Raw genomic sequence first — 12,504 nt, 5'->3', positions numbered from 1 at the left:
ATCTCCCATGGGTGAGTCGCCGCAGCGCCCGCATGACCGCCGGGTAGCGTTCAGAGCGTGAGCGATCCCGACCTCGAGCCGCAGCCCGGCGGCGCGGATGCGCCGTCGCCGAGGCGATCACCTCTGCTGCGACTGGTGCCGGCGCACCCTCTGGTGTCCGGATTCACGGTCGCGGTCGGCGTCATCCTCGCGATTGCGCTGTCGGCGACGGTCGCCTCCCTCTCGACCGTGCTGATCTCGGTGTTCCTCGGCCTCTTCCTCGCTCTGGGATTGGACCCCGCTGTGCGGGCGCTCGAACGACGGGGGATCCGTCGCGGACTCGGCATCGCGATCGTCGCGGTCTCGTTCCTCGTGCTGATGCTGGTGATCCTGCTCGTCGTGATCCCCGCGACCGTCCGGCAGTTCATCGCGGCGCTGGAGGCGGCGCCCGAAGCGATCGCAGCGTTGCAGACGAGCGACTGGTACGTCTCGCTCGAGGCGAGTCTCGGAGTCGACCTCGGAGTGGTGATCGCCGAGGCACTGAAATCCATCACGAGCATCTCGTCGTTCCTGGCGATCTCCGGCGGAGTGCTGCGCGCCGGGTTCGGCATCGTCGGTGCGATCTCCAGCTTCGTCATGGTCGTCGTGCTCACGCTCTACTTCGTGTCGTCTCTGTCGGCGATGAAGCAGACGGTCGCCAATCTCGTCCCGGCGTACCAGCGCAAGCGCTTCTCAGAGCTCCTCGAGCAGATCACCGGTTCGGTGGGTTCAGTCGTCGCAGGCGGCATCACGCTGTCGACGTTCAACGCCCTCGTGGTGCTCGTGATCCAACTGATCATCGGCTCCTCCGTACCGGCCGTGATGGCGATCGCGGCCTTCTTCATCACTCTGATCCCGCTGCTCGGTTCGCTGATCTTCCTGCTGATCGGCACCGTCGGCGCGCTCCTCATCAGCCCGTGGGCGGCTCTGACCTTCCTGGTGCTGTACTTCATCTACATCCAGGTGGAGGCCTACTTCGTCACCCCGCGTGTCATGGGCAAGGCCGTGGCTGTGCCGGCGGTGCTCGTGATCATCGGCGCCATGGTCGGCGCGACGTTGATGGGCCTGCTCGGCGCACTGGTGGCGATCCCCATCACGGCATCCATCCTCATCATCATCCGCCAGGTCGTCATCCCGCGGCAGAACTCGATCACGATCGCGCCGGATGCCGATTGACCCGCAGACCATCCGCACCACCGAAGAAAGGAACCACATGGCCGACTTCCGTTTCGGTCCCGTCGAGCTCTATCTCGTCGGGTTCGAGGGCGAGCGTCCCGACCCGGCGACACTCGGAGCTCTCACAGACCTGCTCGCCAGCGGACTCGTCCGCCTTCTCGACTTCGTACTCGTCTCCAAGTCCGAGGACGGCGAACTCGAGGTCATCGAGGTGGATGCCGAGGCAGACGCGCTCGGACTCGGCGGCGTCGAGATCCACGCGGCCGGTATCGCCGGCGGCGAGGACATCGATGAGTTCGCAGACCTGATCCCGGCCGGCGGGTCCGCAGCCCTCGTCGTGCTCGAACTGAGCTACGCCCGCACGCTCGCCGAGCGCTTCAACGCCTCGGGCGGAGTGCTGCTGCGCAGCGAGCGGGTACCAGCCCCCATCGTCAACGCGATGGTCGACATCCTCGAGAACGAAGGAGAATGACATGCCTCTTCGCAGAATGGGCCGCCCTGGCCTGATCGGGCTCGCCGCACGGACCGCCGTGGTCGCAGGGACGGCGTCCGCGGTCCAGGGATCCGTCGCCCGCAACCAGCAGGCCAAGGCGCAGGCGCAGTACGAGCAGCAGCAATACGAGGCCGCGCAGCAGCAGGCGCAGATCGACGCGGCGGCTCAGTCGGCGGCCGCGCAGTACGCGCAGCCGGCGCCCGCCGTGCCGGCGGCACCTGCTCCGGCGGGCAACGACATGCTGGCGCAACTGCAGCAGCTCGCCGCGCTCAAGGACGCCGGGGTCCTGTCGGACGACGAGTTCGCGGCCGCCAAGGCCAAGCTGCTCTCCTGATCGCAGAAGAGAGAAGGCCCCGCCGAACGGCGGGGCCTCCTCTCATGCCTGGACTGAAGTCAGCGCGCCGCGCCCTTCAGAGTGCCTTCGACATCGCCTGCCGTGTCGTAGACGAGGCACTGGACGAGACGGTCGTCGCCCTCGGTCCAACTGGATTCGGTCGGCTCGTACCAGGTGATGTCCAGCGCGGACTCCTCGAAGGGCAACCCGACGAACGCATCGAATGCAGGGAGGCACTGCGCCTCGACCTCGGCCTGAATGGCGTCTGCACCGGGGAACTCGCCGTCGGCGAGTTCGAACTCGTGGTAGACCTCGTAGCCATGCGGCTCGGAGCAGGGTACGACACTCGCGTCGGTCTGCTCGGTTTCGGATATGGCGTCGGCCGGCATGCAGTCGCCGACCTTGAGTGAGAAGATGTCGATCTCGGCCTCTTCAGTGACCTGGTTCGTCTCCTCATCCCGCGGCGCATCGCCCGAGATCAGGTTGCTGATCGTGCTGCACCCCGACAGCGCGATGCTCAGCGCCACAGCCGATCCCGCCAGGGCGAGCGCGCGGCGCGTACGAAGCTTCATCATGGTTTCCCCTCCAGATTTTGGCGCGGGAAAATCCCCCCCGCCTCTGAACGCTATCCAGCACGGACCCTGTGATGCAACTCGGAGGAACTGATGAAAATGCTGAATGGCTCGGCGCTCACGCGTCCAGGTCATCGACCCCGGGTGTCCAGCTGCGGCCGGGTTTACCCCAGCCGCGCTTGCGGGCGATCTTCTGCACGGTCTTCCAGTCCCCGTCGGAGAGGCGGTCGACGTAGAGGATGCCGTCCAGGTGATCGAATTCGTGCTGCATGATCCGCGCGCGCCAGCCATCGACCTCGATGCGCACCGGCGCACCGTCGAGATCGATGCCGGTCACGAGGACACGGTCGGCACGGCGCAGGGGAAATCGCTCGCCCGGGAACGACAGGCAGCCCTCGGACTCTTCATCCGGGTCAGGCGAGCCGGGCTCCGGAGGGCTCATCCACAGCACGGGGTTGATGATGACGCCGCGCCACGGACGATCGTCATCGTCGACATAGGCGTACGTGTAGATCCGCAGGGCCATACCCACCTGGGGAGCGGCGAGACCGACGCCCGGGGCGGCGTCCATGGTCTCGAACATGTCGGCGACGAGCGCACGGATCTCATCCGTGATCTCGTCCACCTCGACGGCGGGGGAATGCAGGACGGGGTCGCCCATGATGCGAATCGGAAGAACAGCCACGCCACAACCCTAATGCGCCAAGCGCGCCCGGTAAGGTCGTACTGTGAGCGCGGGGGTGTGGATGGCGGAGATCGACGTCAGCGATCAGTTGGTCGGCGTGTTCGCCAACCCGGGTCTTCTGCTGGGCATCCCGTTGGCTCTGGCCGGCGCAGTGTTCATGTCACTGGGTGCGCAGTATCAGCACCGCGGAGTCGAGAAGGTCGAGCGGCTCAGTGGTGCCGATGGCGCCACCGGTCTGAGCATGAACCAGATCAAGCGCCTGCTGACGCGCCCGTCATGGCTGGTCGGCACTCTGATGCTCGGACTGGCCGTCATCTGCCAGTTGGCGGCTCTGGCGGTCGCGCCCCTGATCGTGGTTCAGCCGCTCGGCGCGATCGCGCTCGTCATCACGACACTGTTGAACGCCCGCATCTCGGGGCACGCACCGACGAGGCAATCGCTCACAGCCATCCTCGCGTGCGTCGGCGGCATCTTCATCTTCGTGTTCTTCGCCGCGATCTACGCGGTCGAGAAAGAGATCACCAGCACCGAGCTGTTCACGATCCTTGCGATTCTGCTCGTCGTGATCATCCTGCTCGGGGCCTGCTGGCTGATCCTCCGGCACCGCATGCGCGCGCTGTTCTACGTGATCGGCGCCGGCATCCTCTATGGCTTCGTCGCGACCCTCGCCAAGGCCGTCATCACCAGGGTCCAGGCAGGCGAGTTCGACTGGATCACCTTGGTGTGCGTGATCGCGCTGATCGCGGCGGCCGCCGTCGGTGCCTACTTCGTGCAGACCGCGTACAGCTCGGGTCCGCCGGATCTGGTGATCGCGGGCCTCACCGTGGTCGATCCGCTCGTCGCCGTCCTGATCGGCGTCATCGTGCTGGGCGAGGCGGACGCCGCGCCGACCTGGGTGATGTTCGCGTTCCTGATCTCCGGAGCCATCGCCGTCTGGGGCGTCATCGGCCTGGCGCGCTTCCACCCGCAGCTGCTCAGCGAGAGCCAGGAGCTGGGTCTCAAGCGGGGCAGCGACGGCGACAGGTCGTCGGATGCGGCCTCGGATGCCGGGGACGAACCGCCGACACCCGGGCGCGATCAGTAGCTCTGGTCGAAGAGGTCCGGTGAGACCTCGGACGCGGCGGCCTCGTCCACGAAGAACACCGTGCGCTTGCGTCCCTTCGCGCCCGCCACCGGCACATTTGCGTAGCTCGCACCGGCGAGAGCCAGGCCGAGCGCCGACGCCTTGTCCGCACCCGTGAGCACGAGCCAGACGCGCTTGGAGGCGTTGAGGACAGGACGCGTCAGCGTCACGCGCTCGGGCGGCGGCTTGGGGGAGTCGCGCACAGCGAGGGCCGCAGCATCCGTCACCGTGACCTCCGGGCGATCGGGGAACAGCGAGGCGATGTGCCCGTCGGGGCCCACGCCGAGAAAGCACACCGCGAACGACGGCCACGGCTGGTCGCCGGAACCGAATCGCGCGAGCTCGGCGGCATAGGCGTCGGCGGCCTCGTCCAGCGTCAGCCCGTCGTCCGATGCGGCGACCTCGTGCACGTTCTCGGCCGGTACCGGGAGGTGGTCGAGCAGGGCGCTGCGGGACTGCAGAGCGTTGCGGTCGGCATCCGCGCGGGCGACGAATCGCTCATCGCCCCACCAGAAGTGCACCAGCGACCAGTCGATCTCACCGACGCGCGGGTGCACGCGCACCGCACCGAGGACGGCCCCGCCCATCGAGCCCCCGGTGAGGGCGATGTGCGCGATCCGACCGTTCCTCGTCCGGGCGCGAACCCGGGCGAGGAAGCGGTCGGCGACGCGGTCGGCCAATGCCTGCGGTGTCGCCTCGACGACGACGGTCTTCTCCACGGCAGCAGCCTCCATGATGCTCACGCTGCGGTCTCGGGCGGACCCAGCTTCTCCCAGCCCTCGGTGATGACTCGACCGTACAGCACGTCGGGGTCGAGGCGGCGCAGCTCCTCCGCGAGGCACTCGCGCAGCGTGCGCCGCGGCAGGTGCAGATCGTGGTCGGGCTGCCCAGGCTGCGTCAGCACAGCGGTGCCGGGCTCCGGACGCTCGAGCAGGATGTCGCCGGATGAGCGCGTGAGTCGGACGGACTTGATGCCCTCCGACCACTCGTTCGGGTCCTCGTACGCCCAGGTCACCGGCAGATCCAGCGCGAGCCCGAGCCAGCCGGCCAGCAGCGCGGTGGACGGGGATGCGGCGGCGCCGCGGACCTCGACGGCGGTGACGGGCTCGAACGGCGGCTGATCCAGCACGGCGGCGAGCTGCTCGCGCCAGTGGGTCAGTCGCGTCCATGCCAGGTCGGTGTCTCCGGGGGAGTGCGTCGTGCCGAGCTGCGCGAGCCGGTCGCGGACGTCCGGTGCGGTCGCGGCATCCGTGATCCGGCGCTGGGCGATGCGCCCGAGCGGGGACGACGCAGGGTCCGTCGGCGCATCTTCCGGCCACCAGGCCACGACGGGTGCATCCGGCAGCAGGAGACCCGTGACGAGGCTCTCCGCGTTGCTGGCGGCATCGCCGTAGGCGCGCAGCACCACGACCTCGCTGGCACCGGCGTCGCCGCCCACGCGGATCTGCGCGTCGAGATGCGCGTCGCCGTCTCCGGTGGTGAGCACGATGACGCGCATCGGGTGCTCGCGCGACGCATCGTTGGCGGCGTCGATCGCCGCTTCGGCGACGCCGTTGCGGGCAGCGATGACGAGGGTCAGCACGCGGCCGAGGGCGACGGCGCCGCCCTCTTCGCGGACACTGACGAGCTTCTTGGCGACCTGGCTGACGGTCGTGTCGGGAAGGTCGATGATCACGGTCGTCTCCAGACTCGTCCGTCGCGTTCCAGCAGGGCGTCGGCGGATGCCGGGCCCCACGAACCGGGAGCGTACTGCTCCACGGCGCCGCTCTGCGCGGCCCAGTACTTCTCGAACGGGTCGAGGATCTTCCAGCTGAGCTCGACCTCCTCGTGCCGCGGGAACAGCGGCGGGTCGCCGAGCAGCACGTCGAGGATGAGTCGTTCGTACGCCTCGGGGCTGGCCTCGGTGAACGCGTGGCCGTAGCCGAAGTCCATCGTGACATCGCGGACGTTCGTGCCGTTGCCGGGGACCTTCGAACCGAAGCGGATCGTGACGCCCTCATCGGGCTGAACGCGGATGACCAGAGCGTTCTGGCCCAGCTCGGCAGCGTTCGAGCGGCCGAACAGGTGCTCCGGCGCGCGCTTGAAGACGACGGCTACCTCGGTCACCCTGCGGCCGAGACGCTTTCCGGTGCGCAGGTAGAACGGCACACCCGCCCAGCGGCGCGTGGCGATCTCGAGCTTGATCGCGGCGTACGTCTCGGTGGTCGACTGCGGGTGCATGCCCTCCTCGCCGAGGAAGGAGTTCACCTGCTCGCCTCCCTGCCATCCGCCGTCGTACTGACCGCGCGCCTGGGCGAGGGACAGATCGTCCGGAAGGTGGACGGCCGCGAGGACCTTCTCCTTCTCCGCCCGAAGATGCTCGGCGGACAGGCTGATCGGCTCCTCCATCGCGGTGAGCGCGAGCAGCTGCAGGAGGTGGTTCTGGATCACGTCGCGGGCTGCTCCGACGCCGTCGTAGTAGCCCGCTCGTCCGCCGACGCCGATGTCCTCGGCCATGGTGATCTGCACGTGGTCGACGTAGTTGCGGTTCCAGATCGGCTCGTAGAGCTCGTTCGCGAAGCGCAGCGCCAGGATGTTCTGGACCGTCTCCTTGCCGAGGTAATGGTCGATCCGGAAGATCGAGTCGGCGGAGAACGCGACTTCGAGAGCCTGATTCAGTTCACGCGCGGACTCGAGATCGTGGCCGAACGGCTTCTCGATCACGACGCGCCGCCAGTGATCCTCGCCGTCCTCGTCCCCGACGAGGCCCGATTCCTTCAGCTGGCGCGCCACCACGGGGAACGCCTTCGGAGGGATCGACAGGTAGAACGCATGGTTTCCCATCGTCCCTCGCTCGACGTCCAGCTTCTCGACGGTCTCGCGCAGACGCGCGAACGCCGCCGGATCGTCGAACTCGCCGGACACGAACCGGATGCCCTGCAGCAACTGCTGCCAGGTCTCCTCACGGAACGGAGTGCGCGCATGCTGCTTGACGGCGTCGTAGACGACCTTCGCGAAGTCCTGATCCTCCCAGTCGCGGCGTGCGAAGCCGACCAGGGCGAACCCCGGGGGCAGCAGGCCGCGATTGGCGAGGTCGTAGACCGCGGGCATGAGCTTCTTGCGCGACAGGTCGCCGGTCACACCGAAGATCACGAGGGCGCTCGGCCCCGCGATCCGATTGAGACGGCGATCGTCGGGATCGCGCAACGGGTTGTGCCCGCGCGTAACAGGAACAGACATCGGTGGGGGATTCTCCTGTGAGCTACTTCTGAGCGGCTTCGAAAAGGGAGAGCACGTCGGCGGAGGAGTCCGTGATCGTCAGGGACACCACCGGTCGACCGTGCTCGGCGAGAACAGCGGCATCGCCGGCGGCCTGCGCCTCGATGAGCTGTCCGAACGTGAAGGGACGCTCGGGGATCTCCAGATCCACATCCGTGCGCTCCAGGATCTGCAGGAACACGCCCTGGGCCGGTCCGCCCTTGTGGTACTGCCCGGTCGAGTGCAGGAAGCGCGGACCCCAGCCGAACGTGGTCGGACGGCCGGAGTCGGCCGCGACCAGTTCGCGCAGCCCCTGCAGCTGGGGCAGCTCCAGGCGGTTGACGTAGGCCTGGATCGACACGTAGCCGTCCTCGGGAAGCGCAGCCCACAGTGCATCCAGGACGCCCTCGACGGTTCCGGATGCCGCGAGCGCCTGATCGCTGACGCGCACCTCGACGCCGTTCTCGACGAAAGCGGGGGCAGCGGCCTCTGGGCGTGCATCGAGCAGACCGCGCGCGGCGATCTTGGCGGATTCCACGTCGGGCTGGTCGAACGGGTTGATGCCCAGCAGGTGCCCCGCGATCGCGGTCGCGTACTCCCACACGATGAAGTTCGCGCCCAGCGTGCCGCTGACGAGGATCTCACCGGGGTGGCGCTCGTGCAGGTGGAATTCGTTCGCGTCGTCGACGAGACGCACGATCTGCAGGTCGGCCGGGACGGGGTCGAGCTCGGGCGACACCGACAGCAGCACGACCGGCAGGATGCCGGTGCCCTCCTTGCCGGTCGACTCGGCGATCAGCTGCTCGATCCAGTCGGGCAGACCGTCGATGTGCGTTCCGTCCGTGATCAGACCCAGCTTGTCGCGGCGCGGCGAGGTGCCGGCGATCGCCGCAGCCAGACGCAGCGCGGGGTTGGATGCTTCATCCACGGCGACCTCGAGCAGCGACGCCTCCGCTTCATCCAGAAGCCCTGAGATGTCGACGCCTGCGAGTCCGGACGGCACGAGACCGAACGCCGTGAGTGCCGAATAGCGACCACCGACGTTCGGATCGGCGTTGAAGACGCGATAACCGGCCTCGCGGGCCGAGGCGTCCAGCGGCGAACCGGGGTCGGTGACGACGACGATGCGTTCGGCGGGGTCGATGCCGAGATCGCGGAAGGCTGCCTCGAACGTGCGACGCTGCGAGTCCGTCTCCACGGTCGAACCGGACTTCGAAGACACGACCAGGACGGTGCGCTCCAGCCCCTCGTCGAGCGCGGAGAGCACCTGACCCGGCGCGGTCGAGTCGAGGATGGTGAGCGGGACTCCGGCGGTCTGCGCGATGACCTCCGGCGCGAGCGACGAGCCGCCCATGCCGGCGAGCACGACGCGGTCGACGCCCTTGCCGTTCAGCTCGGCTCGCAGCGCGGTGATCTCGGAGACCAGCGGGCGCGAGATCGAGACGGCCTCGACCCAGCCGAGGCGGACGGAGGCCTCGGCCTCGGCGGCCGCTCCCCAGAGCGTCGCGTCGCCGGAGGTGATCCGCGAGGCGATCAGATCGCCGACGAGGCCGGGGACGACCTCGTCGATGGCGACCTTCGGCGCGCCGGTGGCGTGCAGCGAGAACGTCATCGCTGGGCCTCGAGGCCTGCGGCGACCTGGGTGAGCAGGTCGTGCCACGAGTCGATGAACTTCGACACGCCCTCGTCCTCCAGGACCTGTGTGACGTCGTCGAAGTCGACGCCGACCTCCGCCAGACCGGCGAAGACGGCCTTCGCGTCTTCGTAGCCAGCCGTGATCGTGTCACCCGTGATCACCCCGTGGTCGAAGGTGGCCTCGAGAGTCTTCTCCGGCATCGTGTTGACGACGCCCTGAGCCACCAGTTCGGTGACGTACAGCGTGTCGGGCAGCGCCGGGTCCTTGACGCCGGTGGAGGCCCACAGCGGACGCTGCAGGTTCGCTCCGGCATCCAACAGGGCCTTCGCGCGGTCGCCGGCGAACGTCTGCTCGTACAGCTCGTACGCGAGACGTGCGTTGGCGAGTCCGGCCTTGCTCTTGAGCGCGAGCGCCTGCTCGGTGCCGATCTCGACGAGACGCTTGTCGGTCTCGGTGTCCACGCGCGACACGAAGAACGACGCGACGGACTGGATGGTCGACAGGTCGATGCCCGCGGCCTTCGCGGTCTCGAGGCCGGTCAGGTATGCGTCGATGACGTCCGCGTACCGCTCCAGGCTGAAGATCAGGGTGACGTTCACGCTGATGCCGGCGCCGATCGCCTGGGCGATGGCGGGCAGGCCCGCCTTGGTCGCCGGGATCTTCACGAGCAGGTTAGGGCGGTCGATCTTCGCCCACAGCTCCTTGGCCTGAGCCACAGTGCCGTCGGTGTCATGCGCGAGGTCGGGGGAGACCTCGATCGAGACGCGGCCGTCGACGTGGCCGGAAGCCTCCCAGACCGGACGGAACACGTCCAGTGCGGCGGCGACGTCCTGCGTGGTCGCCGCGAACACGGCTTCCTCGGCGGTGGCGCCGGACGCTGCGAGCTCGGTGACCTGAGCGTCGTACGACGTGTCGTCGGGGTTGGTGATGGCGTTCGCGAAGATCGTCGGGTTCGTGGTGACGCCCGTGACGTTGCGCGAGTCGATCAGCTCCGCGAGGTTGCCGGAATTGATGCGCGTGCGCGAGAGGTCGTCGAGCCAGATGCTGACGCCCGCGTCGTGAAGCTGGGCCGTGGGGGTGCTCATGCGTTCTCCTTGATGGTCTCGCGCGCCGCCTCGACGACGGCCTCGGCGGTGATGCCGAACTTCTGGAACAGGGTCTTGTAGTCGGCGGACGCACCGAAGTGGTCGATGCCGATCGAGCGTCCCCTGTCTCCGACGATGCCGCGCCAGCTGAGCGCGGAACCGGCTTCGACGGACACGCGGGCGGTGACGGATGCCGGCAGCACCGACTCGCGGTACTCGGCATCCTGCTCAGCGAACCACTCCAGCGACGGAGCGGACACGACGCGGGCGTTCACGCCCTCGGCCGCCAGGGTCTCGCGGGCGGAGACCGCCAGCTGGACCTCGGAGCCGGTCGCGATGAGGATCACGTCGGGGGTGCCGTTCGGCGCCTCGGCGAGCACGTACGCGCCCTTGGCCGTGTGCGCGGCCGACGCGAAGACATCGCCGGATGCCGCACCGTCGCCGCGTGCGACGACGGGAACGTTCTGGCGCGTGAGGGCGATGCCGACCGGCCCGCCGTGGCGGCGCAGGATCTCCAGCCAGGCGGCAGCGGTCTCGTTGCCGTCAGCCGGACGGACCACCGTGAAGTTCGGGATGGCTCGGAGCGTGGCGAGCTGCTCGATCGGCTGGTGCGTCGGCCCGTCCTCGCCGAGCGCGACGGAGTCGTGCGTCCAGACGAAGATGCTGGGGATGTCCATCAGCGCCGCCAGACGCACCGCGGGGCGCATGTAGTCGCTGAAGATGAGGAACGTGCCGCCGAAAGCGCGCGTCGGGCCGTGCAGCGTGATGCCGTTGAGGATCGAGCCCATGGCGTGCTCGCGGATGCCGAAGTGCAGGACGCGCCCGTACGGGCTGCCCGACCAGTCGTGCGTGGACCACTCGGCCGGGATGAAGGATGCCGCTGGCGCGATCGTCGTGTTGTTCGAGCCGGCGAGGTCCGCTGATCCGCCCCACAGCTCGGGGAGCTCGGGGGCGAGGGCGTTGATGACCTTGCCGGATGCGGCGCGGGTGGACACCTCGGTGCCGCCCTCGAAGACCGGCAGCGCGTTCTCGATGCCCTCGGGAAGCGCGTGCGCCTCGAGGCGGTCGAGCAGAGCCTTGCGCTCCGGGTTCGCGGCGGCCCAGGCGTCGAAATCGGCCTGCCATGCGGCGCGCGCCTCAGCGGCGCGGCCGGCGAGCTCGCGGGTGTGGGCGATGACGGCGTCCTCGACCACGAAGCTCTTCTCGGGGTCGAAGCCGAGGACCTCCTTGGTCGCGGCGACCTCGTCCGCTCCGAGCGCGTTGCCGTGCACGGACTCGGTGCCCTTCTTGTTGGGCGCCGGGTAGCCGATTACCGTCTTGAGGATGATCAGCGTGGGCTTGCCCGTCTCGGCCTTGCCCTCGTCGATCGCGCCGAGGAGTTCCTGGACGTCTTCGACGTACTCGCCGGTGCGGGTCCAGTCGACCTCGAGCACCTGCCAGCCGTACGAGCGGTAGCGGGCCGCGACATCCTCGGTGAACGCGACGTTGGTGTCGCCCTCGATCGAGATCTGGTTCGAGTCGTAGATGGCGATCAGGTTGCCGAGCTGCTGGTGGCCCGCGAGGGACGAGGCCTCACTGGTCACGCCCTCCTGCAGGTCGCCGTCGCCGGCGATGACGTAGACATGGTGATCGAACGGGCTGGAGCCTGCGGCGGCCTCAGGGTCGAACAGGCCGCGCTCGTAGCGAGCGGCGTAGGCGAAGCCGACGGCGGAGGCGAGCCCCTGGCCGAGCGGGCCGGTCGTGATCTCGACGCCCTTGGTGTGGCCGTACTCCGGGTGCCCCGGCGTGAGCGAGCCCCAGGTGCGCAGCGACTCGAGGTCCTCGAGCTCGAGTCCGAAGCCTCCGAGGTAGAGCTGCACGTACTGAGTGAGAGAGGAGTGGCCGACGGAGAGGACGAATCGGTCCCGTCCGAGCCAGTCGGTGTCCGTCGGGTCGTGGCGCAGGACGCGCTGGTAGAGGAGGTAGGCCACCGGCGCAAGGCTCATGGCGGTGCCCGGGTGGCCATTGCCGACCTTCTGGACGGCATCCGCCGCCAGGATCCGCGCGGTGTCCACCGCGCGTCGATCGATCTCTTCCCACTGCAATTGCGACACGGTCATGCCCTTTCCGACAATTTCGAGGGCGCCCGAATTCCCTGGCGCTCCG

Annotated in this window: 12 protein-coding genes; 4 read left to right on the top strand and 8 right to left on the bottom strand. The window is 68.5% G+C overall.

Annotated features, from left to right (window positions below; translation table 11 throughout):
• The first annotated feature begins 57 nt into the window (after nucleotides 1–57).
• Genes ACFCYE_RS09185 through ACFCYE_RS09175 form a run of 3 tightly spaced genes read left to right on the top strand, consistent with a single transcriptional unit; the run spans nucleotide 58 to nucleotide 2,021 of the window.
• A complete protein-coding gene (locus tag ACFCYE_RS09185) occupies nucleotides 58–1,194 on the top strand; it encodes an AI-2E family transporter (protein WP_376178082.1) in 1,137 nt (378 codons plus the stop codon).
• A gap of 37 nt (nucleotides 1,195–1,231) precedes the next feature.
• Nucleotides 1,232–1,666 (top strand): DUF6325 family protein, encoded by a 435-nt coding sequence (locus tag ACFCYE_RS09180; RefSeq protein WP_376178080.1) that lies wholly within the window; start codon nucleotides 1,232–1,234, stop codon nucleotides 1,664–1,666.
• A 1-nt stretch (nucleotide 1,667) separates the two neighbouring features.
• A complete protein-coding gene (locus ACFCYE_RS09175; protein WP_376178078.1) occupies nucleotides 1,668–2,021 on the top strand; it encodes an SHOCT domain-containing protein in 354 nt (117 codons plus the stop codon).
• Between the two features lie 59 nt (nucleotides 2,022–2,080).
• On the opposite strand, the gene ACFCYE_RS09170 is transcribed toward ACFCYE_RS09175, so the two are convergent.
• A complete protein-coding gene (locus ACFCYE_RS09170; protein ID WP_376178076.1) occupies nucleotides 2,081–2,596 on the bottom strand; it encodes a septum formation family protein in 516 nt (171 codons plus the stop codon).
• 115 nt (nucleotides 2,597–2,711) lie between these two features.
• On the bottom strand, nucleotides 2,712–3,278 hold the full coding sequence (gene def / locus ACFCYE_RS09165; RefSeq protein ID WP_376178075.1) for a peptide deformylase: 567 nt from the start codon (nucleotides 3,276–3,278) through the stop codon (nucleotides 2,712–2,714).
• Between the two features lie 61 nt (nucleotides 3,279–3,339).
• Here def and ACFCYE_RS09160 point away from each other — a divergent pair, with 61 nt between their 5' ends.
• Complete coding sequence (locus tag ACFCYE_RS09160; RefSeq protein ID WP_376178176.1) at nucleotides 3,340–4,362, top strand: DMT family transporter; 1,023 nt, start codon at nucleotides 3,340–3,342, stop codon at nucleotides 4,360–4,362.
• On the opposite strand, the gene pgl is transcribed toward ACFCYE_RS09160, so the two are convergent.
• From pgl to tkt, 6 genes are read right to left on the bottom strand one after another with little or no spacing between them, the layout of a single operon-like run.
• Nucleotides 4,356–5,135, bottom strand: a complete 780-nt coding sequence (gene pgl / locus ACFCYE_RS09155; RefSeq protein ID WP_376178073.1) for a 6-phosphogluconolactonase — start codon at nucleotides 5,133–5,135, stop codon at nucleotides 4,356–4,358. The two genes, ACFCYE_RS09160 and pgl, sit on opposite strands and share 7 nt — an antisense overlap.
• A 5-nt stretch (nucleotides 5,136–5,140) precedes the next feature.
• Complete coding sequence (locus tag ACFCYE_RS09150; RefSeq protein WP_376178072.1) at nucleotides 5,141–6,076, bottom strand: glucose-6-phosphate dehydrogenase assembly protein OpcA; 936 nt, start codon at nucleotides 6,074–6,076, stop codon at nucleotides 5,141–5,143.
• Nucleotides 6,073–7,620, bottom strand: a complete 1,548-nt coding sequence (gene zwf / locus ACFCYE_RS09145) for a glucose-6-phosphate dehydrogenase (protein ID WP_376178070.1) — start codon at nucleotides 7,618–7,620, stop codon at nucleotides 6,073–6,075. The genes ACFCYE_RS09150 and zwf overlap by 4 nt, the downstream gene beginning before the upstream one ends.
• Before the next feature lie 22 nt (nucleotides 7,621–7,642).
• Nucleotides 7,643–9,250 (bottom strand): glucose-6-phosphate isomerase, encoded by a 1,608-nt coding sequence (locus ACFCYE_RS09140; RefSeq protein WP_376178068.1) that lies wholly within the window; start codon nucleotides 9,248–9,250, stop codon nucleotides 7,643–7,645.
• A complete protein-coding gene (gene tal, locus ACFCYE_RS09135) occupies nucleotides 9,247–10,359 on the bottom strand; it encodes a transaldolase (protein WP_376178067.1) in 1,113 nt (370 codons plus the stop codon). The genes ACFCYE_RS09140 and tal overlap by 4 nt, the downstream gene beginning before the upstream one ends.
• Entirely contained in the window at nucleotides 10,356–12,458 is a 2,103-nt protein-coding gene (tkt, locus tag ACFCYE_RS09130) for a transketolase (protein ID WP_376178065.1), read from the bottom strand. Before tkt ends, tal begins: the two co-directional genes overlap by 4 nt.
• Nucleotides 12,459–12,504: the final 46 nt, after the last annotated feature.

It is taken from the genome of Microbacterium sp. NPDC056234, from assembly GCF_042267585.1.
Taxonomy (GTDB): domain Bacteria; phylum Actinomycetota; class Actinomycetes; order Actinomycetales; family Microbacteriaceae; genus Microbacterium.
The sequence above is the reverse complement of the archived record's forward strand: the minus strand, read 5'-3'. Positions and strand labels throughout refer to the sequence as shown.

Excerpts from the sequence above, each read along its gene's own strand:
- ACFCYE_RS09180 (WP_376178080.1), top strand. The coding sequence starts at position 1,232 with ATGGCCGACTTCCGTTTCGGTCCCGTCGAGCTCTATCTCGTCGGGTTC.
- ACFCYE_RS09175 (WP_376178078.1), top strand. The coding sequence starts at position 1,668 with ATGCCTCTTCGCAGAATGGGCCGCCCTGGCCTGATCGGGCTCGCCGCA.
- ACFCYE_RS09170 (WP_376178076.1), bottom strand. The coding sequence starts at position 2,596 with ATGATGAAGCTTCGTACGCGCCGCGCGCTCGCCCTGGCGGGATCGGCT.
- ACFCYE_RS09160 (WP_376178176.1), top strand. The coding sequence starts at position 3,340 with ATGGCGGAGATCGACGTCAGCGATCAGTTGGTCGGCGTGTTCGCCAAC.
- pgl (WP_376178073.1), bottom strand. The coding sequence starts at position 5,135 with ATGGAGGCTGCTGCCGTGGAGAAGACCGTCGTCGTCGAGGCGACACCG.
- zwf (WP_376178070.1), bottom strand. The coding sequence starts at position 7,620 with ATGTCTGTTCCTGTTACGCGCGGGCACAACCCGTTGCGCGATCCCGAC.
- ACFCYE_RS09140 (WP_376178068.1), bottom strand. The coding sequence starts at position 9,250 with ATGACGTTCTCGCTGCACGCCACCGGCGCGCCGAAGGTCGCCATCGAC.
- tal (WP_376178067.1), bottom strand. The coding sequence starts at position 10,359 with ATGAGCACCCCCACGGCCCAGCTTCACGACGCGGGCGTCAGCATCTGG.
- tkt (WP_376178065.1), bottom strand. The coding sequence starts at position 12,458 with ATGACCGTGTCGCAATTGCAGTGGGAAGAGATCGATCGACGCGCGGTG.